This window comes from Paenibacillus sp. PastM-3 (assembly GCF_029893965.1).
In the GTDB taxonomy this organism is placed as follows: domain Bacteria; phylum Bacillota; class Bacilli; order Paenibacillales; family Paenibacillaceae; genus Paenibacillus_AQ.
The window spans coordinates 78,520-104,478 of the sequence record NZ_JARXXP010000002.1 but is presented as its reverse complement, the minus strand read 5'-3'; the positions used below and the strand labels follow the sequence as shown (position 1 = coordinate 104,478).

Annotated in this window: 19 protein-coding genes; 17 read left to right on the top strand and 2 right to left on the bottom strand. The window is 50.6% G+C overall.

Going from position 1 to position 25,959, the window contains the following annotated elements:
• The first annotated feature begins 399 nt into the window (after positions 1 to 399).
• The 11 genes from prfB to M2108_RS04280 all read left to right on the top strand — a co-directional run bounded on the left by prfB (position 400) and on the right by M2108_RS04280 (position 12,692).
• A protein-coding gene (gene prfB, locus M2108_RS04330; RefSeq protein WP_277468229.1) for a peptide chain release factor 2 occupies positions 400 to 1,513 on the top strand; the annotation gives its coding sequence in 2 pieces (ribosomal slippage) (positions 400 to 471 and positions 473 to 1,513; 1,113 coding nt in all).
• A gap of 54 nt (positions 1,514 to 1,567) precedes the next feature.
• Complete coding sequence (locus M2108_RS04325) at positions 1,568 to 2,452, top strand: YitT family protein (RefSeq protein WP_277468230.1); 885 nt, start codon at positions 1,568 to 1,570, stop codon at positions 2,450 to 2,452.
• 153 nt (positions 2,453 to 2,605) lie between these two features.
• On the top strand, positions 2,606 to 3,661 hold the full coding sequence (argC, locus tag M2108_RS04320) for an N-acetyl-gamma-glutamyl-phosphate reductase (RefSeq protein WP_481856856.1): 1,056 nt from the start codon (positions 2,606 to 2,608) through the stop codon (positions 3,659 to 3,661).
• A 21-nt stretch (positions 3,662 to 3,682) separates the two neighbouring features.
• Positions 3,683 to 4,918 carry a bifunctional ornithine acetyltransferase/N-acetylglutamate synthase gene (gene argJ / locus M2108_RS04315; RefSeq protein ID WP_481856857.1) on the top strand — a complete coding sequence of 412 codons (1,236 nt, stop codon included), beginning with the start codon at positions 3,683 to 3,685 and terminating at the stop codon, positions 4,916 to 4,918.
• 31 nt (positions 4,919 to 4,949) lie between these two features.
• Positions 4,950 to 5,753, top strand: a complete 804-nt coding sequence (gene argB / locus M2108_RS04310) for an acetylglutamate kinase (RefSeq protein WP_481856858.1) — start codon at positions 4,950 to 4,952, stop codon at positions 5,751 to 5,753.
• 98 nt (positions 5,754 to 5,851) lie between these two features.
• Positions 5,852 to 7,138 (top strand): aspartate aminotransferase family protein, encoded by a 1,287-nt coding sequence (locus tag M2108_RS04305; RefSeq protein ID WP_277468232.1) that lies wholly within the window; start codon positions 5,852 to 5,854, stop codon positions 7,136 to 7,138.
• On the top strand, positions 7,135 to 8,103 hold the full coding sequence (argF, locus tag M2108_RS04300; RefSeq protein ID WP_277468233.1) for an ornithine carbamoyltransferase: 969 nt from the start codon (positions 7,135 to 7,137) through the stop codon (positions 8,101 to 8,103). Before M2108_RS04305 ends, argF begins: the two co-directional genes overlap by 4 nt.
• A 390-nt stretch (positions 8,104 to 8,493) precedes the next feature.
• Complete coding sequence (locus M2108_RS04295; protein WP_068724664.1) at positions 8,494 to 9,729, top strand: argininosuccinate synthase; 1,236 nt, start codon at positions 8,494 to 8,496, stop codon at positions 9,727 to 9,729.
• 217 nt (positions 9,730 to 9,946) lie between these two features.
• Positions 9,947 to 11,362, top strand: a complete 1,416-nt coding sequence (gene argH, locus M2108_RS04290) for an argininosuccinate lyase (RefSeq protein ID WP_277468234.1) — start codon at positions 9,947 to 9,949, stop codon at positions 11,360 to 11,362.
• A gap of 249 nt (positions 11,363 to 11,611) precedes the next feature.
• Complete coding sequence (locus M2108_RS04285) at positions 11,612 to 12,271, top strand: helix-turn-helix domain-containing protein (RefSeq protein ID WP_277468235.1); 660 nt, start codon at positions 11,612 to 11,614, stop codon at positions 12,269 to 12,271.
• Positions 12,246 to 12,692 (top strand): hypothetical protein, encoded by a 447-nt coding sequence (locus tag M2108_RS04280; protein WP_277468236.1) that lies wholly within the window; start codon positions 12,246 to 12,248, stop codon positions 12,690 to 12,692. The genes M2108_RS04285 and M2108_RS04280 overlap by 26 nt, the downstream gene beginning before the upstream one ends.
• A gap of 70 nt (positions 12,693 to 12,762) precedes the next feature.
• On the opposite strand, the gene M2108_RS04275 is transcribed toward M2108_RS04280, so the two are convergent.
• A complete protein-coding gene (locus tag M2108_RS04275) occupies positions 12,763 to 13,548 on the bottom strand; it encodes an alpha/beta hydrolase (protein WP_277468237.1) in 786 nt (261 codons plus the stop codon).
• A 166-nt stretch (positions 13,549 to 13,714) separates the two neighbouring features.
• Here M2108_RS04275 and M2108_RS04270 point away from each other — a divergent pair, with 166 nt between their 5' ends.
• Genes M2108_RS04270 through M2108_RS04260 form a run of 3 tightly spaced genes read left to right on the top strand, consistent with a single transcriptional unit; the run spans position 13,715 to position 16,691 of the window.
• The gene (locus M2108_RS04270; protein ID WP_277468238.1) at positions 13,715 to 14,314 is read left to right on the top strand and encodes a prepilin-type N-terminal cleavage/methylation domain-containing protein; all 600 of its coding nucleotides are present in this window, start codon (positions 13,715 to 13,717) and stop codon (positions 14,312 to 14,314) included.
• Positions 14,298 to 14,879, top strand: a complete 582-nt coding sequence (locus M2108_RS04265; protein WP_277468239.1) for a PulJ/GspJ family protein — start codon at positions 14,298 to 14,300, stop codon at positions 14,877 to 14,879. Before M2108_RS04270 ends, M2108_RS04265 begins: the two co-directional genes overlap by 17 nt.
• Before the next feature lie 12 nt (positions 14,880 to 14,891).
• Positions 14,892 to 16,691: a hypothetical protein gene (locus M2108_RS04260; RefSeq protein WP_277468240.1), complete on the top strand. Its 1,800-nt coding sequence runs from the start codon at positions 14,892 to 14,894 to the stop codon at positions 16,689 to 16,691.
• 75 nt (positions 16,692 to 16,766) lie between these two features.
• On the opposite strand, the gene M2108_RS04255 is transcribed toward M2108_RS04260, so the two are convergent.
• Positions 16,767 to 21,548 (bottom strand): choice-of-anchor A family protein, encoded by a 4,782-nt coding sequence (locus M2108_RS04255; protein WP_277468241.1) that lies wholly within the window; start codon positions 21,546 to 21,548, stop codon positions 16,767 to 16,769.
• A gap of 309 nt (positions 21,549 to 21,857) precedes the next feature.
• Here M2108_RS04255 and M2108_RS04250 point away from each other — a divergent pair, with 309 nt between their 5' ends.
• The 3 genes from M2108_RS04250 to M2108_RS04240 are packed head-to-tail and all read left to right on the top strand — an operon-like array spanning position 21,858 to position 25,796.
• Complete coding sequence (locus M2108_RS04250; RefSeq protein ID WP_277468242.1) at positions 21,858 to 23,522, top strand: GspE/PulE family protein; 1,665 nt, start codon at positions 21,858 to 21,860, stop codon at positions 23,520 to 23,522.
• 19 nt (positions 23,523 to 23,541) lie between these two features.
• The gene (locus tag M2108_RS04245) at positions 23,542 to 24,591 is read left to right on the top strand and encodes a type IV pilus twitching motility protein PilT (RefSeq protein ID WP_277468243.1); all 1,050 of its coding nucleotides are present in this window, start codon (positions 23,542 to 23,544) and stop codon (positions 24,589 to 24,591) included.
• Entirely contained in the window at positions 24,591 to 25,796 is a 1,206-nt protein-coding gene (locus tag M2108_RS04240; RefSeq protein WP_221796778.1) for a type II secretion system F family protein, read from the top strand. Before M2108_RS04245 ends, M2108_RS04240 begins: the two co-directional genes overlap by 1 nt.
• Positions 25,797 to 25,959 lie beyond the last annotated feature (163 nt).

Below are 25,959 nucleotides of genomic sequence, written 5' to 3'. Positions count from 1 at the left end.
TTATAATGATAATAAAAGCGGCTGGGCCCGGGGTTTCCCCCGTTTGCGGCCCGGCCGCTTTTTTGGAGTTTTGGGGATTGGGCGATTTAGCTGCAGAGGATGAGCAGTGCGTTCTCAAAAAAACTAAAACTAAGGTGGAAGCGGCGGAGGGGAAGTTTGGAACTGTAGGAGCGATAGCGTCCGCCTTTGTCTTCAGATTTCTACCGCGATCAGCGGTTCGAATCAGGAAATCTGAAGACAACAGCGGCCGGAAGTCCAAACATTCCCTGGAGCTGCGTACTAACCAGGTTCCGTAATTTTGAAGTGCCAGCTCTCAGGGGCAGTGATACTATGCCAGATCTACAAAATCTCCAATCAGCGGCCCGCGCAATATTTTATTTTGAAAGGTGTAGTGATCCCATGATCGATGCAAATGTGAAGCAGGACCTGCGTGAAATAGGCAAGAAACTAACCAACCTTAGGGGGTCTCTTTGACTTAGACCTGAAGCTGGAAGTCATTGCGAACTTTGAAGAGAAGATGGCAGCGCCGGATTTCTGGAATGACAATGAGCAGGCCCAGGCAGTCATCGGCGAGATGAATGCAGTAAAATCCGTAGTAGACCAGTTTGAGAAGCTGCAGCAGGAGTACGATGATGCGGCGATGATGGTGGAGCTGGCCGATGAGGAAGGCGACGAGGAGCTTGCTGCCGAGGTGGCCGGAAACATCCGGACAATCAGCGGCAAGGTGGATGAGTTTGAGCTGCAGCTGCTGCTTAATCAGCCATATGATAAGCTGAACGCCATTCTGGAGCTTCATCCGGGTGCAGGCGGAACGGAGTCCCAGGACTGGGGCCAGATGCTGCTCCGCATGTACACACGCTGGGCGGAGAAAAGCGGCTTCAAGGTTGAAGTGCTCGACTACCTGCCTGGTGATGAGGCGGGTATCAAGAGCGTAACGCTGCTAATTAAGGGCTTCAATGCCTACGGCTATCTGAAAGCGGAAAAGGGTGTACACCGGCTGGTGCGCATCTCGCCGTTCGATTCCTCCGGCAGACGCCATACCTCGTTCGTTTCCTGCGATGTGGTTCCGGAGATTGCCGATGATGTGGAAGTTGAGATCCGTACAGAGGATCTAAAAATAGATACCTACCGGGCCAGCGGTGCGGGCGGTCAGCATATCAATACAACGGACTCAGCGGTGCGGATTACGCATATTCCTACAGGTGTAGTGGTAACCTGTCAGAATGAACGCTCGCAGATCAAGAACCGGGAGCAGGCGATGAAGATGCTGCGCTCCAAGCTGTACGAACAGAAGCTGCAGGAGCAGCAGAAGCAACTGGATGAGATCCGCGGGGAGCAATCTGATATTGCCTGGGGCAGCCAGATCCGCTCGTATGTATTCCACCCTTACAGCATGGTGAAGGATCACCGTACTTCCGTGGAAACCGGGAACGTGGGGGCTGTAATGGACGGCGATATTAATCTGTTCATCGACGGCTACCTGCGCAGCCAGATCAAGACAGAAGTTGAATAAGCATAACTGGATTTCTACGCGTCCTCGGAGTGTAGTAAGGAGAAGCAAGAGAACATGCTAAAAGAGAATTCACGCAACAAACCGCCGCTGATTCCGCTGAACGGGCCGCTGCGCCATACAGTGGATGTGGCGTTGATCCTGATCGGTTCATTGATTACCGGTCTCGGGTTTAATCTGTTTTTTCTGCCGAACCAGATCGCTTCAGGGGGAGTATCCGGCTTATCGGTGCTTGCCGAGGCCTGGTTCGGCGCTGAGCCGGCTTTTACCCAGTGGGCCTTGAATATCCCGTTATTTATCCTCGGGGTTATTTTCCTCGGCAAGCAATATGGCATGCGCTCCCTGCTGGGGAGCTTTGTGCTGCCGCTGTTTATCTACCTGACCAAAGACGGTCCGGTTCCGACAACCAATCCGCTGCTTGCCTCGATTTATGGCGGGATCGCAGTCGGACTTGGTCTGGGGCTGGTGTTCCGCGGACGCGGATCCACGGGCGGACTGACCATTTTGGCGCAGATTATCCAAAAGATCACAGGCTTCAGCTTCTCGCTGTCTGTTGTGCTGCTGGACGGTACGGTTATTACACTGGCTGCGTTTGTGCTGGGCATGGAGCAGGCGATGTATGCACTGATTGGTCTGTTTGTGACCGGGAGAGTAATCAATGCGCTGGAGATGGGCTTCAGCGTGACCAAGGTGGCTTACATCATTTCAGATCATACAGAGGCGATATCCCAGGCGATTCTGAATGATCTGGACCGCGGGCTGACCAAGCTCAATGCACAGGGCGGCTATACCGGTGACAACCGGGTAGTGCTGATGGCGGTTGTCGGCCAGAACGAAATTACCCGGCTAAAAGCGATCGTCCGGTCTGTAGATCCGGGTGCATTTGTCATCATTACCGAGGCACATGAGGTGCTCGGTGAAGGATTTAAAAGAGAAGCGTAGAATCTCCATGAGAGAAGTCTGCGCTTCTCTTTTTCATATAACAATCCCGCCAATAAAGTTAACGTTACATGTTGTATTTATATTAATTCGGTCGTATAATAATACATATTTGCAGGACGGTATGCATTTCATGAAATAGTCAGAAAGCAGGGGATGACAGTGGCAGGCAAACTGAGAGCGGCGATAGTGGGATCGACGGGGTATGGTGGCGTGGAGCTGATCAGGCTTTTGCAGAACCACCCGGATATAGAAATTACATCGGTAATCTCTTCATCAAGTGCAGGGGAGCCGATTGAGCTCGGGTTTCCGCATTTGACGGGAATTGTGGAGCGGAAGCTGGATGGCGTTGAACCGGCGGAGATTGCGGGCAGGGCTGATGTAGTATTCACGGCAACACCGTCAGGTGTGAGTGCCAAGCTGGTGCCGCAGCTGCTGGAAGCGGGCCTGAAGGTTGTCGATCTGTCCGGAGATTTCCGGCTGAAGGACGGCGGGGAGTATGAGCAGTGGTATAAGCACACGGCTCCGCCCGCTGAATATCTGGAGCAGGCCGTATACGGGTTATGTGAAGTATATGGTGAACGCGCTGCAGGAGTTGATTTTATCTCCAATCCGGGCTGTTACCCGACCGCTACGCTGCTGGGGCTGATTCCTGCGGTAGAGGCAGGCTGGATCAAGCCGGAGAGCATTATTATCGATGCGAAGTCAGGGATTTCCGGAGCGGGACGCGGTGTGAATCTGGGCGTTCATTATGCCGAGATCAATGAGAACTTCAAGGCCTATAAGGTTAACAAGCATCAGCATATTCCGGAGATTGAACAGGTGCTTACCGATGTTTCCGGTGAAAAAGTAACCGTGACCTTCACAACGCATCTGGTGCCGATGACCCGGGGAATTATGAGCACGATGTATGCCGGAATGAACGGGGCTTATAGTGAGCAGGATTTTGTGGAATTATACCGTAAATATTATGCGGGCAGATCCTTTGTGCGGATCCGTGAGGCCGGAGTGCTTCCGGCGACCAAAGAGGTCAGCGGCTCGAATTATTGCGATATCGGCTTCTCCGCAGATGCCCGTACAGGACGGGTAACGATTGTGTCTGTCATTGACAACATCGTTAAAGGCGCAGCAGGGCAGGCGATTCAGAACCTGAATTTGATGATGGGATGGGAGGAAACCCGCGGCCTCGGTTATACACCAGTGTATCCGTAAGGTTCAGCGGTCAAACATACAATGAGCATAAATCAGGCAACATATACCGTCGTGGAAGGCGGAAGCATTACCGCACCAAAGGGTTTCACCTCTGCAGGACTGCACTGCGGCCTCAAAAAAACAACCCGCAACGATCTTGGAGTTATCCTCTGCGAGGTTCCGGCAACGGCTGCGGCTGTGTATACAACAAATGTATTCCAGGCTGCGCCGCTAAAAGTAACCCGGGAGAGCCTGGCGGACGGTACCTTGCAGGCGGTCATCGTGAACAGCGGAAATGCCAATGCCTGCACAGGCGAGCAGGGTGAAAAGGATGCTTACGAGATGCGTGCTGCTGCGGCCAAAGCGCTTGGTGTCAATGAGCAGGATGTAGCTGTAGCCTCGACTGGTGTTATCGGCGAGCTGCTGAAGATGGACTGTGTGCGCAGCGGGATTGCCGGACTGCCGGAGAAGCTGGATGGAGGCGCCGCGGGGGCGGAGGAGTTCAGCCAGGCTATTTTGACAACGGATCTGGTGAAAAAAGAGTGCTGCGTCGAAGTGCTGGTCGGCGGAGAAAAGGTAACGATTGCCGGTGCGGCCAAAGGTTCGGGGATGATTCATCCGAATATGGCCACCATGCTGGGCTTCATGACGACGGATGTCCTGATTGACAGGGAAGATCTGCAAAGCTTGCTGCGTACCGCTACTAATACTACTTTTAATATGATTACAGTTGACGGAGATACAAGCACGAACGATATGCTGGTGACGTTGGCCAGCGGCCTGGCCGGGAATGAGAAGCTGACGCGTCTGCATGCGGACTGGGATGCTTTTGCTGCGGCGTTTACACATGTGTGTCAGCATCTGGCGAAGGCAATTGCCCGGGACGGTGAGGGTGCGACCAAACTGATTGAGGTACAGATCAGCGGTGCGGTGCATGATGAGGCTGCCGGGGCGATAGCGAAGACGGTGGTAGGCTCGAGTCTGGTGAAATCGGCGATTTTCGGGGCGGATGCCAATTGGGGCCGGATTATTGCTGCCGTAGGACGCGCCGGTGTTCCGGTATCGCCGGAGAAGGTGGATATTTCGCTTGGTGAGATCGAGGTGCTGCGCCAATCGCGGCCGGTGGCTTTTGATGAGGAGCAGGCCCTCCATTATCTGCAAAAGACTGATACAGTAGTGATTACCGTGGTGCTATCCGACGGCGAAGGCAAAGCTACGGCCTGGGGATGTGACCTCACTTATGATTATGTGCGTATTAATGCTGCATACCGTACCTAAACGCGGCTGGCATAAGGAGGATACCTAGAATATGATGGAGCAAAAGATAGAAAAGCTGTTTGTGATGAAATGCGGCGGGAGTACGCTGGCTGCGCTGCCGGATTCTTTTTTTGCGGATTTGCGGGAGCTGCAGGCCAGCGGGGTTCAACCTGTCATTGTACATGGCGGCGGACCGGCAATTTCGGATAATCTGGCGAAGCTGGGGATTGAGAGCAGCTTTGTGAACGGCCTGCGGGTGACGACGGAGGATGTGCTGGATGTTGTAGAGATGACGCTGGCTGGAAGCATCAACAAGGCGATTGTCCGCAGAATTCAGGGCAGCGGCGGGCAGGCCCTTGGCTTGTCCGGTGTGGACGGCAATCTGATACTGGCACGGCCTGTGGCCAACAGTGATGTAGTAGGGCAGGTCGGCGAAGTGACCGAGGTTAAGGCGGAGATCATAAAAGGGATTCTGGCACTCGGCTACATTCCGGTTATTGCACCTATTGGTGTAGATGCCGGAGGGCAGCGTTACAATATTAATGCGGATACGGCAGCTGGAGCGGTGGCTTCTTTTGTCGAGTCGCCTTCGATGATTGTGGTCACGGATGTTCCCGGTATTATGCGCACCGTTGATGGTGAAAAGGTCGTACTTCCATCGGTTACAGTGGCACAGATTGAAGAGCTGATTGCCAGCGGTGAAATTTACGGCGGGATGATCCCCAAAGTGCGCGCGGCGATGGACTGCATTCAGGGCAGTGTGTCCGAGGTTGTCATCGTAGACGGCAAAGAGCCTCAGGTGCTTAGCCGGGTGCTGGGCGGGGAGAAGCTGGGGACGAGGATTATCCGTTCTTAGTTTGGTAAGATAGAGTGGAGACAAGCCGGAAGTCAGGTGTTACCAAAATAGAGCGCTGCCGGTTTACCGGAAGCAGCATGGTGGGAGAGTGACTAAGAATGAGTGAGCTTACACAGGCGGAAAAAGATTCTTTAACAGAGGCTGCGGATACCCGTTCAGGGGAAACGAAGGTTCAGGAGGCTGCTCCTGCCAAGCTGAGTGCGGTATTCCCGTCTTATGCCAGATATGATCTGAGTCTGGTTAAGGGCAAAGGCAGCTGGGTCTGGGACGACCAGGGCAACAAGTACCTCGACTTCATGTGCGGGCTGGCAGTAACCAGTCTGGGACACGCTCCCGAGAAGGTCGGCGAGAAGCTGAAGGCGCAGATTGATACGCTGTGGCATGTCTCGAACCTGTTCCACATTCCGGGACAGGACCGGGTAGCAGCGCTTCTGACAGCAAACAGCTGTGCCGATCAGGTCTTCTTCTGCAACAGCGGTGCAGAGGCGAATGAAGCTGCGATCAAGCTGGCCCGCCGTTATCACCAGAAGGTGAAGGGTACAGGCCGCTATGAGATTATTACCTTTGAGCAGTCCTTCCATGGACGTACTCTGGCGACGCTGACAGCCACCGGGCAGCAAAAGGTAAAAGAGGGCTTCCTGCCGCTTCCGGAGGGCTTCAAGACGGTGCCTCTGCATGATCTGCCGGCGCTGAAGGCGGCCATTACGGACAATACTGCAGCCATCATGCTTGAGATGATCCTGGCCGAAGGCGGCGTGCTGGAGGTACAGCAGGAGTTCCTCAATGCTGTGGTTGAGCTGTGCAACGAGCATGGCCTGCTGCTGATCGTTGATGAAGTGCAGACCGGCATGGGCCGTACAGGCAAGCTGTTTGCGCATCAGCACTATGGCATTGAGCCGGATATTTTCACCCTGGCTAAAGGCGTAGCCAGCGGGTTCCCGGCTGGCGTTATGCTGGGCAAAGGTTACCTGCGCGAAGCGTTCAGCCCGGGCAGTCATGCCAGCACCTTCGGCGGTACGCCGCTGGCGGCAGCGGTGATGGAAGCGACGATCGAGACAATGCTCGAAGACGAACTGCCGCAGCGCGCCGAAGAGATGGGTGAATATCTGCGCGGCCTGCTGAGAGAGAAGCTGGCGGATACGCCATTCGTGAAAGAGGTACGCGGCAAGGGTCTGTTAATCGGGATCGAATGCACAGATGCGGTAGGCGATATAGTACTGGCCGGGCAGAAACAGGGACTGCTGTTCGTGCAGGCCGGACCGAACGTGATCCGCCTGCTGCCTAATCTATATGTGAGCCAGGATGAGATCCACCAGGCGGTGGACATTCTTGTTCCGCTGATTCATACTTATGCTAACAAAGGAAACGGGGAGGCACATTCATGAGCCAGAGTGTACACAGCGGGAAGCTAGCGATCGCAGAGCAGCTCAAAGGCCGTGATCTGCTGGAGCTGAATGATTACAGCCCGGAAGAAATCACGTATCTGATTGATCTGGCTATCGAGCTGAAGAAGAAACAAAAAAACGGCGAGGTTTATCAGCCGCTTAAGGGCAAGACGATCGGACTTATTTTTGAAAAATCCTCGACCCGCACACGCGTGTCCTTCGAGGTAGGCATGTATCAGCTCGGCGGCCATGCGCTGTTCCTGAGTAAAAATGATATCCAGCTCGGCCGCGGCGAGACTGTTGGTGACACTGCTCAGGTGATGTCACGCTATCTCGACGGCATCATGATCCGCACCTTCGGCCATGATAAGGTTGAGGACCTGGCGCGTTATGCTTCTGTGCCTGTAATCAACGGCCTGAGCGACCTGGCACACCCTTGTCAGGTGCTGGCTGACTTTCAGACCGTATATGAGCACAAGGGCAAGCTGAAAGGCCTTAAGCTCGCTTATATCGGCGACGGCAACAACATGGCCCATTCCCTGCTGATCGGCGGCGCCAAGCTGGGCGTGCATGTCTCGGTTGCCGGACCAGAAGGCTACGAGCCTGACCCGGCTGTCGTTGCTGAGGCGCGTGAGATCGCCAAGGAGACAGGCGCGAACATCGTCATCACCCGCAGCCCGCAGGAAGCGGTACAGGATGCTGACGTTATCTACACTGACGTGTGGGCGAGCATGGGCTTTGAAGCCGAGCAATTGGCGCGTGAAGCGGCATTCAAGGACTATCAGGTCAACGAGGAGCTGGTAAAAGGCGCGAAGAGCGACTACCTGTTCCTGCACTGCCTGCCGGCCCACCGTGAGGAAGAGGTCAGCACGGGCGTAATCGACGGCCCGAACTCGGTCATCTTTGACCAGGCTGAGAACCGCCTGCATGCACAGAAGGCGCTTATGGCTGCTTTGATGGGCTAATTAAGGTGTTTTCATCCAGGGCGAAGGTCGGGATGAAAGGGAAGCTACAAGCGCCTGCTAGAGCGTTGATTTAAGAAATTGCAGATTTCAACCTGCAAAGGCCTTAGAGGTCTTATACTATATAAAACACTATATAGGATGAGCTTTGAATAAACGCGTTATAATTCCGGTGCTAAGCAACGGAGTGAAGTTTGGAACTGTAGGAGCGCTAGCGTTCGCCTTTGTCTTCGGATTTCTACCGCTGTATAGCGGTTCAAATCAGGAAATCTGAAGACAACAGCGACCGGAAGTCCAAACATTCACGCAGCTTGCGTCCGAGCACCGGAGTTATATTAGCTGTTATTTCATAAGCCCATCCTATACCCCCAACCGAAAGGAAGTTGCACCCCCATGCCTAAAGAAAAAATTGTACTCGCCTATTCCGGCGGGCTGGATACCTCAGTCATTCTGAAATGGCTGAAAGAAACCTATGATGCAGAGATTATTGCCTTCACTGCCGATATCGGCCAGAAGGAAGAGCTGGACGGCCTGGAGGAAAAGGCACTGGCGACCGGCGCATCGAAGGTCTACATTGATGATCTGCGCGATGAGTTCGCGAGTGATTTCATCTATCCGATGTTCCAGTCGGGCGCTTTGTATGAAGGCCAATATCTGCTCGGCACCAGTATTGCCCGTCCGCTGATCGCTAAGCGTATGGTGGACATTGCGATCGCAGAAGGCGCTACAGCCATTGCCCACGGCGCAACCGGCAAAGGCAATGACCAGGTCCGCTTCGAGCTGAATGCGGCGGCGTTATCGCCGAACATCAAGGTGATTGCACCTTGGCGGCTGGAAGAGTTCCGCAACCAGTTCCCGGGCCGCGCGGAAATGATCGCCTACGCGGAAGCGAACGGCATTCCGGTACAGGCTTCGGCTGCTAAGCCGTACTCGATGGACCGCAACCTGCTGCATATCAGCTATGAGAGCGGCGTGCTCGAAGATCCTTGGTTTGACCCAAGTGCTCCGGAGAACAAAGAAATGTTCCTGCTCAGCAACGCCCCTGAGGATGCTCCGGATGAAGCGGAATACCTGGAGCTGGACTTCCTGAAGGGGAACTGTGTAGCCCTGAACGGCGAAGCCTTGACTCCGCTGCAGGTAATGGAGAAGCTGAATGAGCTGGGCGGCAAGCACGGAATCGGACGTGTGGATATGGTCGAGAACCGTTTTGTCGGCATGAAGAGCCGCGGCGTCTATGAGACCCCGGGCGGAACCATCCTGTTCACCGCACACCGCAAAATGGAATCCATCACCATGGACCGTGAAGTGATGAACCTGCGCGACAGCCTGATCACCCGTTACAGTACGCTGGTGTACAACGGATTCTGGTTCGCTCCTGAGCGCCTCGCGCTGCAGGCACTGGTGAACGAGAGCCAGAAGAATGTAACAGGTACAGTCCGCGTGAAGCTGTACAAAGGCAACATCATCGGCGCCGGCGTAAAATCACCGGTCAGCCTGTACAATCCGGACATTGCGACAATGGAAGCAGACCCGACTCAGGCTTATGATCAGGGCGATGCAACAGGCTTTATCCGCCTGAACGCACTGCGTCTGAAGGTTTCCTCCGGCGTAGCAGAATCTAATAAGTAGAATATTTAAAATATAAGGATTTATAAGTTTTACGCTATAAATCATCCTTATATTTCTCGCAGAAACGGATAACGTCCGGTTTAGGACGGCGTAGCCGTTTCTACTTAACCGCTCAGCGGTTTCATAACAGAACATAATATAAGCGGACACCAGAAGGCCGTTCCTCCGACAGGACAGGAGCGGCCCTTCTATCGTCTATCAGAGGAGGACATATCAGGTGAGCAAGCTTTGGGGCGGACGGTTTACCAAAGGAACGAACAAGCTGGTGGAGGAGTATACAGCATCCATCGGATTCGATAAGGCACTGGCCGAAGAGGATGTACAGGGCAGTCTGGCCCATGTCACGATGCTGGGCAAATGCGGTATTCTTCCGCAGGAGGATGTTGAGACAATCAAGGCCGGACTGAACAAGGTGCTGGAAAAGGTTCGTGCAGGCAAGATTGAATTCTCCGTAGCGGATGAAGACATTCACATGAATATTGAGAAGAACCTGATCGAGGAAGTGGGTCCGGTCGGCGGCAAGCTGCACACAGGGCGCAGCCGCAACGACCAGGTAGCGACAGATATGCACCTCTACCTCCGCAACCGGGTGGTCGAGTTCGTTGGCCTGCTGCACGAGCTGCAGGAAGCCTTGATTGAACAAGCCAAAGACAATGTGGATACGATTGTACCGGGCTACACGCATCTGCAGCGTGCACAGCCGATCCTGTTCGCCCATCACTTGCTGGCTTACGTGTCGATGTTCCGCCGCGATGCGGAGCGCCTGACAGACAGCTACAAGCGGATTAACGTGCTGCCGCTGGGCGCCGGGGCACTGGCCGGAACGACGTTCCCGATCGACCGTCATTTTGTGGCTGAGCAGCTTGGTTTCGACAGTGTGTATGAGAACAGTCTGGATGCTGTCAGCGACCGCGACTTCATCGTCGAGTTCCTGGCTAACGCAGCGCTGATCATGACCCACCTGTCCCGGCTCAGCGAAGAGCTGGTGCTGTGGAGCAGCACCGAGTTCAGCTTCGTGGAGCTGGACGATGCGTTCTGCACCGGCAGCAGCATTATGCCGCAGAAGAAAAACCCTGACGTACCTGAACTGGTACGCGGCAAAACAGGCCGTGTCTACGGTAACCTGATCGGCCTGCTGACTGTGCTTAAATCGCTGCCGCTGGCTTACAACAAGGATATGCAGGAAGACAAGGAAGGCATGTTCGACACAGTAGCTACGCTGACAGGCGCCTTGCAGCTGTTCGCACCGATGATCTCCACCATGAAGGTGAATAAGGGCCGGATGCGCGAAGCGGTCAACACCGACTTCTCCAACGCGACCGACATTGCGGACTTCCTGGTTGGCAAGGGTCTGCCTTTCCGCCAGGCGCATGAGGTAATCGGCAAAACCGTGCTCTACTGCATCAACGAAGGCAAATTCCTGCTAGACCTGACCCTGGATGAATTCAAGCAGTTCTCCCCGTTGTTCGACGACCAGATCTATGCTGTCCTGCAGCCTGAGGCTGTAGTGAACGCCCGTAACGTCTATGGCGGTACAGCGACAGTACAGGTAAAAGCGGCGATTGAGCGGGCTGAAGCTGCCCTGCTTGAAGCGGGTAAGTGGGTAGCGCAGCATGCGGGAAGTGCTGAATAAGCAATTGGACTGATCCAGAAATCAAACATGATCAGATGAAGTATCTTATCACATATGACTTAGAAAGAAGGCTGTCCTTACCGTATAAATACGGAATAGGCAGTCTTCTTATTTATCCGACTGAATTTTTCTTAGGAAATCGGTTAAAAAATAATAAAAGGTTAATAATAATATTTAAATTTTCTTTCAGTTTACTTTCACTTTATTGATTATTTGAACATAGAATGTATAATGAGGAGGAGAGGTGATATGATTATGCGTCCAACAGTGATTGAAAGAACAATGTTAACAGGAGCTCCAGCTCAGAGTTACGTGAAGAGTATGGTTGATACTGACATACTTATTACGGCGGCTCTTCTAAAAAACCTGCTTGTCACAGTTAAAGGTGCTGAGCGTTACATTAACCTATGGGATGAAGCTTATTTTCTTGATAGGGACAAACTCTATGAGTATACTTCGATGTTGCTCCAACACATCTCGCAAGAATCAGGAAACGAACAAACCAGTTCAGTATCCTTTTCGACTACAGAAGTAGCCAAGTATATCGGTGTTTCTGTACAGACGGTTAATACCTGGATTCGTGAGGGTAAGATAAAGGGGGTTGAAAAAGAAGAAAAGCGTTGGGCCAGAATCCCGGAAGACTCAGTAGTTACCTTTGCAAATGGTAAATCTGTTTCTGTTTCAGTTCTTAAAGCAAATTGGGAAGCTGAGAACCAGGAACCTGCAGTTGATGAGGTTACATATCTGACAGAATCCATTCTAGAATTTGAAAAAAATTACGGCGGACCATTTGAAGAGATTTTTGGAGACAAGACAATCAGAGAGCTCACACAAGAGGATACCGACGCTTCAATTTGGTGGTCATACAAAGCGAGGTTGGCTAGTGCGACATCAGTTTCTCGGACTTAACAAAACAGTTTTTTCTAACCTTGAGTACCTCTATAAAGAAATATTAGAAGTACGTTATTCTGAAACTCCAAGAGGAGAGTTGGACCACAAAAAAGGCAGAGAAATCAACGCAAAGATTACATTTCATTATTATGATGGATACCTTAAATGTCGTGAAATTTTCGAGGGAAGTCAACTCATCGAGTACTATTATGATTGGTATGCAAACAATGGAGTGATTATCCAGAAATTCCATGCCCATTACCATCCTGGTGGAACGCCGGATGAGATTACACAATTTGATCCTTGGCACTGGCATGTGCCCAAGAATATTGAGGATTTTGATGGTCAACGAGTTCCAAGCATACCCGGATATTCCATTCATGATGTTATGGGAAATGATATACTACCATATATACTACGTATAAGGCGTTCAACATAAAGGATGTAACAAGCCAGTCTACACAAAGACTGGCTTGTTTAATATGACTTCATTTAAGAAGATTTGTTCATTATTTACTCAACGGCAGCCACTTTAGCACATCCTGGATTTTGGCATCCCAATAACCCCACTCATGCTCGCCTGGACCTTCTTCATAGGTTAATGACAATGAGGTTTTGTCACAGGCAGCACGGAACACCTGATTGTCCTCATACAAGAAGTCTTCGGTACCGCAGCACTGGTAAAGAAGCGGCTTAGGCCCCTTTGATTTATCGACCTCCTGAAGCAGCCACAGCAGATCATCCGGAGTGCCGGCGATATCCGCATTACCAAAGATCCTCGCATACTCTTGCGACCTCTTGGCAGGGTCCTCCGGGTTCATGTAATGATGCGCCATATCGAGCGCCCCGGACAGGCTGGCAGCAGCGGCAAAAGCCTCCGGCTTGCGCAGTCCCAGCTTCATCGCCCCATAACCGCCCATGGAGAGCCCGGCCACGAAGTTATCCTCACGCTTAGGGGAGAGCGGGAAGAACGAGCGGGCGAGCGCCGGCAGCTCCTCGCTGATGAAGGTCCAGTACCGGCCCCCGTCTGCCATATCCGTATAAAAGCTCCGGTGCACCTGCGGCATAACCACCGCAATCCCCAGCTCAGCCACATACCGTTCAATCGAGGTCCGGCGCAGCCAGATCGAATCGTCATCCGACAGGCCGTGGAGCAGGTAGAGCGTCGGGTGAAGCTCCCCTCTTTTGACATTATTAAGTCCAATTTGCGTAGTCGTCTGCTGCGGCAGAATCACCGTCATTGAGGTGCTGAGACCAAGCACTTCCGAATAAAATCTGCATTCTATCAGAGCCATTGTCATTTCCTCCTTTTAGGACAAATGATAGCACAGCGCATGTCCGATATATAGAGTAGAAATCGCTGGAATTATTATGTCTAATAGGATTGCTGGGTTAAGAGGGGAAAGAATATAATAGATATAGGTATTGTGAACTATTAGATAACCTTCGGGAGTGAGCAGGATGTCCGGGAAAGACAAGCATAGATTGAAACGGGTAGGGGAGCGGGGGTTTACTTTAATTGAAGTGCTGGCGGCCATCGTCATCCTGTCAATTGTGTCACTGGTACTTACCTCCTACTTCAGTAATGCCTTATCCTATTCAAAATCAAACCAGAACAAGACCATTATGGTGAATCTGGCTCGTAATGCGCTGTTTTATATGGAGAAGCAGGATTATCAGAAACTAAATGAGTATTTTCAAGGGAAAAAGGCTGAGGGAGCAACGCCTGAAATACCGGGACATCCAAGTATAAATGCAGCAGGCTGCGTCCCCCTGACGTCAACTACAGTGAGCTGCAGTCTCTACAGCAATGCCGTGAAGGATGTGCAGACCCTGGCAAATGTGCTGAATCCTACAATTAACGGGATTGCTTATCACATAGACATTGAATATCAAGCTGCTTTACATTCGCAAATGAGCACCTCCCGTGATCCGGTTGAGGCGGCTACCGCGAAGTATCTGCTGCCTGTACGGGTTAGAGTAAAGGATTCAGGCAAAGGCGGAGCCAATGTCAGACAAACCGTTGTGGAGGGATATATTACCGATGAAACGATTCGCTGACCGCCTTCGCCGGGAGGAGGGACTAACCCTTATAGAGCTTATCGCCGCCCTGTCTTTATTCTCGCTGGTAGCCGGACTGATCTACGGTGTGATGATGTTCGGTATTCAGAGCTACGAGAGAGTTACCATGGAAAATACACTGCGGGATGAAAGTGACCTGCTGATGTCGGCAATCATCACTGAAATCTATACCTTTGCTCCGACAACGGTCTATTCCAGTACAAGCTCCAATAATGGCGTGATCGATACGGCGATTTTTCTGCAGCGCGATGACGGAAGCGGGGGAACGGAGAAGGTGAAGATCGGCATTTCGGGAGGCGAGCTTTTAATAAAAGACGTTCCTGCCGGTACTTTGGACAATGCTGTAACCCCGGCTGTAGGCGGAAATGATGTACGTACCTCCATTACTTCTCAGCTGGCTTCCCCATCCGCTATTACTTTGCAATGTAGTGCCAATTCCATAGAACCCTGCGAGAGCGGACTCATTAATATTAATCTGTCACTGATACTGCAGCGCGGAGATGATAGCCGCAGGCTCAATCTGGAGAGTAAATTTGGATTTTAGGAGCGTAACCATATGGGAATTCGCATAAAAAAGGATGAAAACGGCTCTGCTCTGGTGCTGGTTATGTTTCTCGTGCTGCTGCTCACCATACTTGGCCTGGGGGTTCTTAGCGCGACGATTGGCGGGGCTGCAAGAAGTGAAACGAGGGAAAATGACGTACAGTCCCTGCATCTTGCCCAAAAAGGTCTTAGTGAGGCCACGGCCTATATCCAGTCTCAGTTGACCGGCTTACAGCTTGAGAATCTCGATCCGAAACAGCTTGAGACGATTCTAAGTACGCTCAATAATAATAAATCCAGTCTGAAGGTGAGCACAGAGCTTGAATCTACCAGCAGCGGTGCAGTAGAGGGAATTGATTTTGTAGGCAAAAAGATTGATACGCAGTCTATCAAATATACGATTAATGTCACCTCTTCGGCCATGGTAAACGGAGTTAAGCGGAAGCTGAGACAGCAGATTGTGATTGACAGCTACCCGGATTTTCTTAAATATGCGTTTGGTTCGGAACAGACATTGACTTTAAACGGGGCCCCCCTGCTTCAGGGCAACATCTATGCCGGTGATAAGCTGGTAGTAACCAACACACCGGAGTATATTTATAAGAAACAATTTTATGATGATCATACGATTAACGACTTCCCTACAGTGACCATGGGCAGTGATACCAATGCGCTGGGTGAGGTGCATGTCCAATCTATGGACAGTATTGAATATGAGGAGAACCGGACAGCAGCAGCTCACCTTCCGCAAAATGAAAGTGAAAGAAAAAGGGTTTTGGCCCAAATACTTCATATTACTCCGGATAAAATCAAGATTAAAGAGCAAAAAAAGTTTGTCAAGATCAATGTCGAAGAATCGTTCCTGGACAAGCTGTCACAAGGTTTGCTGGCAGGTCAAAGTGAGACTGTGCAGAAAAATTTGCGGGACGATCTCCGTGTGGCCTATAATTCCGGAATCCCTGCCTTGAACAGTCTGTTGAACAGCCGCACTGGAGTCATACACATTAACGGTATGCCGACGGCCCCGGTTAAAATAAATCGGGATGAGTCGACGCAAGCACAAATAGATCAGTATGACGCCGAGCTGAGCCAATATAACAGCGAGTTGCAAAAATTAGAGGAACTGAATTCTACCGTAGTATTTAACGGGAATTTAATAGTTGACGGACTGGAATACAAGAAGCTGTTTTATCCGCAGGGGGCAAACGGCCAGCCCGATCCTAAAAGCGGAGCTGTACCGAGCTGGTTCATTGTTACAGGTAATCTGGAGCTGAATAACTATAATCTTAATGACTTCTTAAATGTGCGGGCCAATATTCTGGTTACCGGCGATGTGAAGATCAAAGGTGATATCAGGTTCGATTCAACTATGTTCGTCCTGGGAAAGACGATTATCGAGGATGCCGACATTAAGGGAATACAGCTAAATGGTAAAACCAAAGAATTGGTGTTGATCTCAAAAGGGAGCGTGCTGGTAAACCGGCTGAACGCTTTTGCTGTCAGCGAACCATCAGCTTCAGATACGATGGAGGCCTTTTTCTACACGGATTCCAGCGGGGAACTATACGGTGTAGGTTCCATGTTCCGGCTGAAGGGCGGATTTTTTGCCAAAGGAGATTTAACGGTAAATGCAGTAGTTGGCAGGGTCGATGAGCCGGCGGCAGGCGGTAAGCTGCTAATTAATCAGGGAGTTGATCTGAAGCGCTTTGTAATTGATTACAAATATGATATTTATGAAAATCAGCAGTCCAGTCTGCCCAGAGTGGCGAGCGTAAATGTCCATGTAGGCCCGCTGCAGCTGATTAATAATTAACAAATAACCAAAGAGCCCGTTGCCTTCAGGAATAACCTGAGGCAGCGGGCTCTTCTTGTTTACATACTGAACTGGTTAATAACGGTCATCATTAGTGAGCGGTACTACTTTGATCAATGTGCTCGCTTTGATTACCGGGTTATCTGGATTATTAGGGTCACTGTCATAGGTCACTGTTACCAATGTGCTTCCTTTTTGCTTACCAAAAATAATTCCCTGATTGTCCACAGTAACAGGATCTGCAAACGAAGCAATGCCGGGGTAGGTGATTTCCCATTTCAGCTTATCCCTTACATCATCAATCGTAATATCCCGCGGCATAAACCAGAGCTCTTTATTGAGATCCAGAGGAGCCCCGCCAACTGTAATCTCGAACACATCCTTGGAGAATGCCATTGAAGTAAGCTGCAGAATCTTAATTACTTTGGTTTTGGTGATGGTACCGGCTGTGACGGTGACTGTAAGCGAATCTGTTGCTGCAGTACCCATCAGCGTATATTTGGTGTTATCGGTGTCGCCTTCCGCCTTAGTCAACTGCGCATAATGGTTACCAGTACCAGGAAGACTCCAGGAAATCTGATAATGGTCAGCGTTATTCGGCTTGAAATCACTGAGTGTCAGATCAATCGATTTGCCCATCATTACATAATCTTTACTGTTGATTGTAAAGTCTGTCAAAGGATTAGTAATGTTGATTTTGTAACTAGCCGGAGTTCCTTGGGTATTACTACTGCTAGTGACAGTTACGGTAATAGTGTAGCTTCCAGACTGAGTTGCTGTAAAGATTGCCGGATTCTGATTAGCACCGCTAAGCAGGTTCTGCAATAGATTCCCGTTAGAGTCTTTAACTTCCCAGGAATACTTAATATCTGTTTCAGTCTGAGTACTATTATATGTTGCAGTTAAATTGATAGGTTGATTAACCAGTCCATCATTTGCCGAGATTGTCACGGTGCGTACAGGGACAGGATTTTCAACCTTAATTACTGCGGTATTGCTAGTGACATTACTGCCGTCTCTGGCAACCGCTACAATTGTTGCGGTTCCCTCTGTAAGTCCGGTAACCAGTCCGGCGCTGTCGATATTAACAATGCTGCTGCCTTCTACAATTCTCCAGTCTACATCTTTATTGTTAGCATCATCGGGCAAAACTTCAGGCAGCAATTTCAGGGTGGTGTTAACAAGAATCGTACCGCCTGTCAGATTAATCGAGCTGACCTTAACAATGGCCTCCAGATCAATTCTTGAAAAGTTCATTGTTACCGGTATAAGCGGTAATGGTGTTGCCGTTGGAGCAAGAGTTGGAGCAACCGTCGGTGCCGGTGTCGCTGTTGCATCTGGCGTCGTCGTTGGAGCTGTTGTAGCCTCCGGTGCAGGCATCGCCGGCCAGGAGCCGGTGAACGGGTATGCGTAAGTGATATCTACTCCGTTGCTCCATACTGGTGACAGCTTTCTGCCGATAATGGTTCCTTCGTAGGTGCCGGTCAATTGAATATTTGCATTAGGAGCCAGAATGGATTCCTTGATCGCATAGCTTTCTGACAGCACGGAAGTGGCCTGATAGAAATTGAACAGGACATTATTAGGCTTAACATTTACCAGCGTAATGGAACCATTCCCGAACTTGGCGGAAGTACCCACAACGTTGATGACTACGGTTGAATCTGCGGGAGCATCAACTTTTACAGCACTAATGTATTTAGAATTATCCTTAAGAGTGACGTAGAAAACATTAAGCTTTGGATCTGTACCCGTAACTGTAAAATCATTACGGTCATTAGCGATAACAGCATCTACTTTAATGCCCGGCAGCGTGGCCAAATAGGCTGAGAGCTTAATTAAGCTTTCATTAACTTTTGCAAAAGGAAAGGTGCTGTTCTGTTCAGTATTTTTAAGAAGATAATCAGGAGCTTTAACAGTACCGCCATAATAAGCCTTACCGTTTATAGATCCTCCCCAATTGCCCCAATCTATATTTTTACCTGCTATGAGCACTGGCCCTGTCTGATTGGCTGGCAGCCCACCACCTAAAGTTAACCCCTGAGCTGTTATAGATCCCCCAGCCGCTGTACGCCCTTTATTCTGAAAAGAGGTAGGCGAGTAGTCGATATCTTCCAGCATATAAATGGAGTAGTCCTTGGCAACCCCGAGCGATGTTATCGGCTCAGAAGATCCCGGAAAAACAATCGGCGTCGGCGTAGGAGCCGGGGTTGGCGTTGGTGTCGGCGTCGGTGTTGACTCAGCTGTAGCAATTGGTGTAGCTGTAGCCGCCGGCAAAGCAGGAGCATGGATTTCGTTAAAGGTTATTTTGGAATTATCCATGATATAGGATTTCTTTTCCTGCGGCACTGCAGTTAACGTGAATTTGTAAGCTAGTGGAACAGTAGAATCAGCAGGATTAACCGGTTTATAGTATTGCTCCCCATTAGCGTCGGTAGCTAAATTGTAAGTTATATCCGGGAATGTACCTGTTATTGTGTAGCCTTCCTGCAAAGTGCCTGTTTTGACCAGATAATCAGGCAAGGTACCGCTAAATTCCAGATTAGCCGGGAAATGCTCCACATACTGCAGGTTGGAAATAACCAGTGATTGCTTACCCCGATAGTCTGTTTGGACCAGATTATACTTGATGACATTTGGTGAAATGCTGTAGTCAATCGTAACAGACTTGCCTTTTTCAATTGTGGTAGCCGATTGGTTGCGGCTGATGGACAGGGAAGCATCCGCTTTGCGGATTGTAACAGGTATCGTTGTAGACACCATTGCACCCTGCGCATCCTTTGCGGTAATTACAATTTCTACGTTTCCGCCTTCCGGCAGCGGATTTCTAAAGGTCTTGGTCACCACTTCTTCTGAGAAAATCTGCTGTCCGGTAACGGTCATATCGGTTAATTCCTGATTGTTTACCATAAACTTAATGCCAGTGGTTAGCGTGCGGTCCTTAAAGTCCAGATCGGCTACCGAATAGCTGACAGTCAGTTTATCCTGATAAGACGGAATAACCGTTTCAGGCGCAGGAGTATATACCGTGATTTGCGGTGCATGATTGGCACCCATAAAGGCTCTGTACATCGTGTTGACAAACAGTTGCTGTTCCCAGTCAGGGAAGACAGCAAGGCTGCTGTTAAGCCCGGAGCCGAAAAGATGGCCGGTGCCTGAGTACGTTACGTTTCCTTTGGAATAAGTATAATAATGGTTCCAGCTGTCGTCAGGAGTTCGCTTGTAGGTATTGTTAGAGGTGCCGCCTAAAGCGTTGTTCGACTCGCTCAGAATGTTATACCAAGGAATGACTTCACGATCCTCCAGGTCAAGTGTGAAATACTGATTATGTGTAGGAGCTACCTTTGGCTCTGCAATGCTAACCTGGGCGCCGGAGGCATCCTGTTTGCTGAGATAAAAAGGATATTGCATCAGCAGGCCGTCATTTACCGGCTTGACCTTTGTCGACATATTCAGCGCATTATGGCCGAAATTGACCACAGGTTCCTTTTGCCCGGTAATATTTTTGAAGTTGCTTACCCAGGTGTTGTCACCGTAAATATTAATCACAGTATCATGAGTGAACATGGCGCTCTGCTTGGAGACCTCAATGAAATCTTTAACTGCGGTTATAGCCTGGGAAGACAGAATCGCATACTTGTAATATTCATCGCGGAATCCGAAGAGCAGCATGTCATAGACGCCATTAAGGCCGTACTGGCCTGTGGCTGTATAGGTGTCTTTGATATAGGTATTGAAGTTGGCCATTGTCATGGTCTTGATTTGCAGCTCGTAATCCTCTTTATTCAGATAGGCGCTTTGCATGTTGGCTGCACTTGTCAGATTGCTTTGGTCTGAGGCGGGTGTAATCTGAAGCACCTTAACAATCGTTTTCTCCCCGCGGTAACGGATGCTCCCCTGCTCAAAATCCTTTAATTGCTGTGCACTGGCAGGATCGCTGATTTCCAGCTTCCAGTACAAAAGGCCCGAGAAGGTCCGGGGGAGTGTGTATTCCAGGGTTCCGTTGCTACGGTTTACTTTGGCAGAAGCTACTACCTGCTGCTCGCTCATGGCGATTGATTTATCAAGATTGATATACAATTTAACCGTTAACGGGTTATTGGCCAGATTAACGGCATTACTGATATTAAAGTTGAAAGCGAGCTTGTCTCCGGGCTTATAGACCTTCCCGTTTGCAGCGGCAGGATTATAGTTGCCGATCTCACTGCTGTTGGTAATCTGCAGTTGCGGGCGCTGTTTAAGTCCGGCAAGATATCTGGAATTGCTGCTCTTCAGGTCTGTGGAAAATTCGGTAAGCTTGGCATCGTTCCAGAAAAATACATTGGTTTTGGAGTTACTGGTGCGAAGAGAGTTGAATGTGTCATACAGAATTCCTCTGGCGTTTGCCGGCTGGGCTTCCTTATCGATGAAAGTCTGGTCATGGAAAATAACATATAACCCCTTGTTAATAAAGAGATTAGTGATGTCGCCCGCTCTAAGTTTAGTGATGTCATTCTGGATTAAGCTGGTATCCATGGCCTGGGCCCGTTCATTTACAGACTTATCCTTAATATTACCAAGTGTAGCGGGACTGTAAGCACCCTTACCGATATATAAGGCATCATACTGACCGTCTAAATCATCGCGGAGAGCAACGAATTTCTTCATGCTCATGGTAACAACAGTAAGATCAGGAATACCGGATGTATAGGAGGTTAGTTGGCTTATTCCGTCTTGTGTTACTTCGAGGATACGAATCGGATAAACAGTCTGATCAGCGTCGATCTTGGAAAGCAGGCTCCATACAGGAAGTACAAGCAGCATCAGCAGGGCCAGGCCTGAAACAAAATACAACCTTTTCTTTTTCATACGCTTCATCATCATCTCTCCCTGGCCGATATATAATTCATGCTTTCTGTCAAACATGAATGCATTATGTAATTTAATGGGTGTATCTGGCGGCTGTTTTCGTTGTAAAAAGTACCAATCTATGCTATATATCATTCTAGGACATATTTAGTAGATAGGCAATTAAAAGATATGCGTGTTTTCCGAAAAGTGAGACTAAATAACTATTAAATTTGAAATATTTTTACAATATACATAGGTTAAATTAAGCAGGACTGCCGGCCGGGTCCGGGAGAGGCTGTATACGACAAAATTTAAGCGCTCTGGAGTGAAAAGGGTATGGCTATCATGAAAAAAAGGCTGGGCGATTTGCTGGTCGAAAACGGAATTATCTCTCAGGAGCAGCTTGAAGAAGCGCTGGTGGAACAGCGCAAATCCAAGCGCAAACTGGGCGATCTGCTGATCACCCAGGGCTATATTACCGAGCAGCAGCTTATTGAGGTCCTTGAATTCCAGCTTGGGATTCCCCATGTCAGCCTGTTCAAGTATCAGATCGATCCGGCCATCACGCAGATCATTCCTGAGAGCATGGCCAAGCGTTATCAGGTGCTCCCCTTCATGAAAGAGGGCAGCAAGCTGATGGTGGCGATGGCCGACCCGCTCGATTATTTTGCGATTGAGGATCTGCGCATGAGCACCGGCTTCCGCATCGAGCCTGCGATTTCCAGCCGGGACGAGCTTACACGGGCGATTGCCCGCCACTACGGCATGCGGGATTCGATGAGCCAGATGATGGTGGAGCTGCCCTCGCAGGAAGAGATCGAAGAAACCGAAATCACGGATGAGGATTCGCCGATTGTGCGGCTTGTGAACCAGATGATTCAGCAGGCTGTTTCGTTAAGGGCATCAGATATCCATGTGGACCCGGGTGAAAATAACCTGTCCATCCGTTACCGGATTGACGGAACGCTGCGTACAGAGCGGATTATCCCCAAGCAGATGCAGGGGTTCATCACGGCCAGACTCAAGATTATGGCCAAGCTTAACATCGCCGAGCGGCGGCTGCCGCAGGACGGCCGGATCAAGATGCAGTTCGATTACAAAATGGTCGACATCCGCGTATCCTCGCTGCCAACGATGCACGGTGAGAAGATCGTACTCCGCCTGCTTGATCTGAGCACCGGGGTGAAGACGGTCGACAGTCTGGGATTCAGTGACTGGAATGCCGTAGCGTTTCAGGATATGATCAGCAAGCCTTACGGCATTATCCTGATTACCGGGCCTACGGGCAGCGGTAAATCTACCACGCTGTATGCAGCCCTTAATCAGCTGAATACCGAAAGCGCCAATATAATAACAATCGAAGATCCAGTGGAATATCAGCTGGAAGGGGTCAACCAGGTGCACGTCAATCCGGCGATCGGACTGACCTTTGCCGCCGGACTGCGTTCCATTCTGCGGCAGGACCCGAACATCGTTATGGTAGGGGAAATCCGCGACACCGACACTGCAGAAATCGCGGTCCGCGCCTCCCTGACCGGGCATTTGGTATTATCCACATTGCATACGAATGATGCAGTCAGTACGATTCTGCGGCTGCGGGATATGGGAGTAGAGCCCTATCTGATTGCCTCCTCGCTGCTGGGAGTAGTTGCCCAGCGTCTGGTGCGCAAAATCTGCCCGGATTGCCGGGAAGAGCATGCGCCAACCGAGCAGGAATCGATCATGCTGCGCCGGTACGGCTTGCCAGACCGGGTTATCTACCGCGGCAGAGGCTGCGGCAGCTGTAATAATACCGGCTTCAGAGGCCGGATTGCGATTCACGAGGTATTGACCATTAACGATCATCTGCGCCAGATGATCACCGAATCGGCATCCATTGAAGAGCTCCGTGCTGCAGGCAAGGCGCAGGGTATGGTGCATCTGATGGAGGATGGATTCCTCAAAGTCTCCAAAGGCATAACCACCCTGCAGGAGGTTATGCGCGAGACGGTGTCGCATTAGAGTTTAGGGGGAGACAAAAGTGCCAGCCTTTTCATGGGATATTGTTCAATTGCTATATATGGCCTTTGCTTCCAAGGCTTCAGATTTGCATATTTCTGTTGGTTCACCTCCGGTCATGCGGATTGACGGAAAGCTGATCCCACTGGAAGGAGCAAGGGTCAGTCCGGAGGAAGCGGCTTATATGGCCGATTTGCTGCTGGGGAGTGAGAGAAGCGTGGAGTTCCGCAATAAAGGGGAATTCGACTTTTCTTATCCGCTGGATGACGGAGTAAGATACCGCGTGAACGTGTACCGGCAGCGCGGTCAGGTCAGCATTGCAGCGCGGTCCATACCGGCTCAAATTCCCAGCATGGAGCAGCTGTCACTGCCGGGAGTGCTTTCTGGACTGGCGATGAAACCTCAGGGTCTCATTCTGGTGACTGGCCCTACGGGCAGCGGCAAGTCGTCAACGCTTGCCGCTATGCTGAATTATATTAACCGGACTGCCAGCAAGCATATTGTTACGCTGGAGGATCCGATAGAGTTCCTGCACAGCCACGGGACTTGCCTGATTGATCAGCGTGAAGTGGGCAGTGATACCGGCAGCTTCGCCAGCGGTTTAAGGGCAGTGCTCCGACAGGACCCCGATGTTATCCTGGTTGGGGAAATGCGTGATCTGGAGACGATCTCTGCGGCGGTTACAGCGGCTGAGACGGGACATCTGGTCATGGCTACGCTGCATACAACCGATGCGCCGCAGACGATTGACCGGATCATTGACACGTTTCCCGGGCATCAGCAGGGGCAGATCCGTTCCCAGCTGGCATCAGTGCTGCTGGCGGTCCTTTCGCAGCGGTTGTTTCCGCGGGCTGGCGGAAAGGGGCGGTTGTGTTCGACCGAGCTGCTGATTAATACACCGGCAGTGGCCAACATGATCCGGACCGAAAAGACGCATCAGCTCAAAAATGTCATGCAGACCAGCCGTGCGCTCGGCATGCATACCCTTGAGATGAACATCCGCGAGCAGCTGCAGCTGGGGCTGATTGAGCCTGAAGCGGCCAGAGGTTATCTCACGGAGGTGAGCGGCTGATGCCCCAATTCGAGTATCAGGTCCGGACCAGCGCGGGCAAACAGCTTAAAGGCAAGCTGACAGCTTCAGATAAAGGATCGGCGATGGAGGAGCTGCGTAAGCGGGGACTGACCGTGTTCTCCCTGGTCGAACAGAAGTCTTCCATTCTGTCGATGGAAATCTATATCGGCAATCCGGTGAAGACCATTCATTTTATTATCTATTGCCGGCAGTTTGCCACCTTGATGCGAGCTGGAGTATCTATTGTAGATGCTACAAGAATTCTGGCAGAGCAGACAGAGAGCAAGCCGCTCAGCAAAGCGCTGCAGGATGTTAACTCCAGCCTGCTGCGCGGGGTAGCCTTGTCACAGGCGATTCAGGATCATAAGAAGATTTTTCCGCCGCTGTTCATCAGCATGATCCGGGCCGGGGAAGAATCGGGTGATCTGGAAGGGACGCTTGAGCGGCTGGCGGTTTATTTTGAGAAGCAGCATACCACTACAGAAAAGATTAAGTCAGCACTGACTTATCCTGTGACTGTTGCCGTAATGGCAGTAGCGGCTGTTGTCTATCTGCTGTGGGCCATTGTGCCCCAGTTTGTCAGCATGTTCGAATCCATGAATGCCGAGCTGCCGGCAATAACCAAGATGGTATTGGCGCTCAGCAAAAGCATTCAGGGACAATGGTATATATGGCTGATCGTTATCATTCTGCTTGCGGCTGGTTTTATGATCGCTAAACGGACTGAAAAGGGTGCTTACGCACTCGATTATGCCAAGCTCAAAATTCCTGTATTCGGCAAATTGAATCAGAAGGGTTCAATCGCACAGTTTACGCGGACCTTTTCTTCGCTTTATGCGAGTTCGGTGCCCATTCTCCAGGCCTTGTCCATTGTGGAGGAGGTTGCCGGAAACAAGGTGATCGGCGGATATATCCGCAGTGCTGCGGACTCCCTCAGACAGGGGAAACCACTCTCGGAGCCGCTCAAGAAAGCATGGGTATTCCCGCCACTGGTTACGCAGATGATTGCCATCGGTGAAGAGACCGGGGCGCTAGATCAGATGCTCTCCAAGGTAGCAGACTTTTATGAGATGGACGTGGAGAATACGGTTGACCGGCTGAAGTCGCTGCTGGAGCCTTTGCTGATAGCTTTTTTAGCAGGCGTAGTAGGTGTGATTGTAGCAGCGATTATGCTGCCGATGTTCAGTCTGTACAGTAATATGTGAGCCATGTGCTCCTTGCATAGATTGAGAGGGGTGACGCCAGGCAGGCGGACCGGGAGCAGAAGCAGACTCCAGAGCCTGCTGGAATAGGACAAGTACATTGGATGACAGCAACAGGACAGCTAGGAAGTACACAGATAACGGAGTATCGGTCTTATTCAATAAC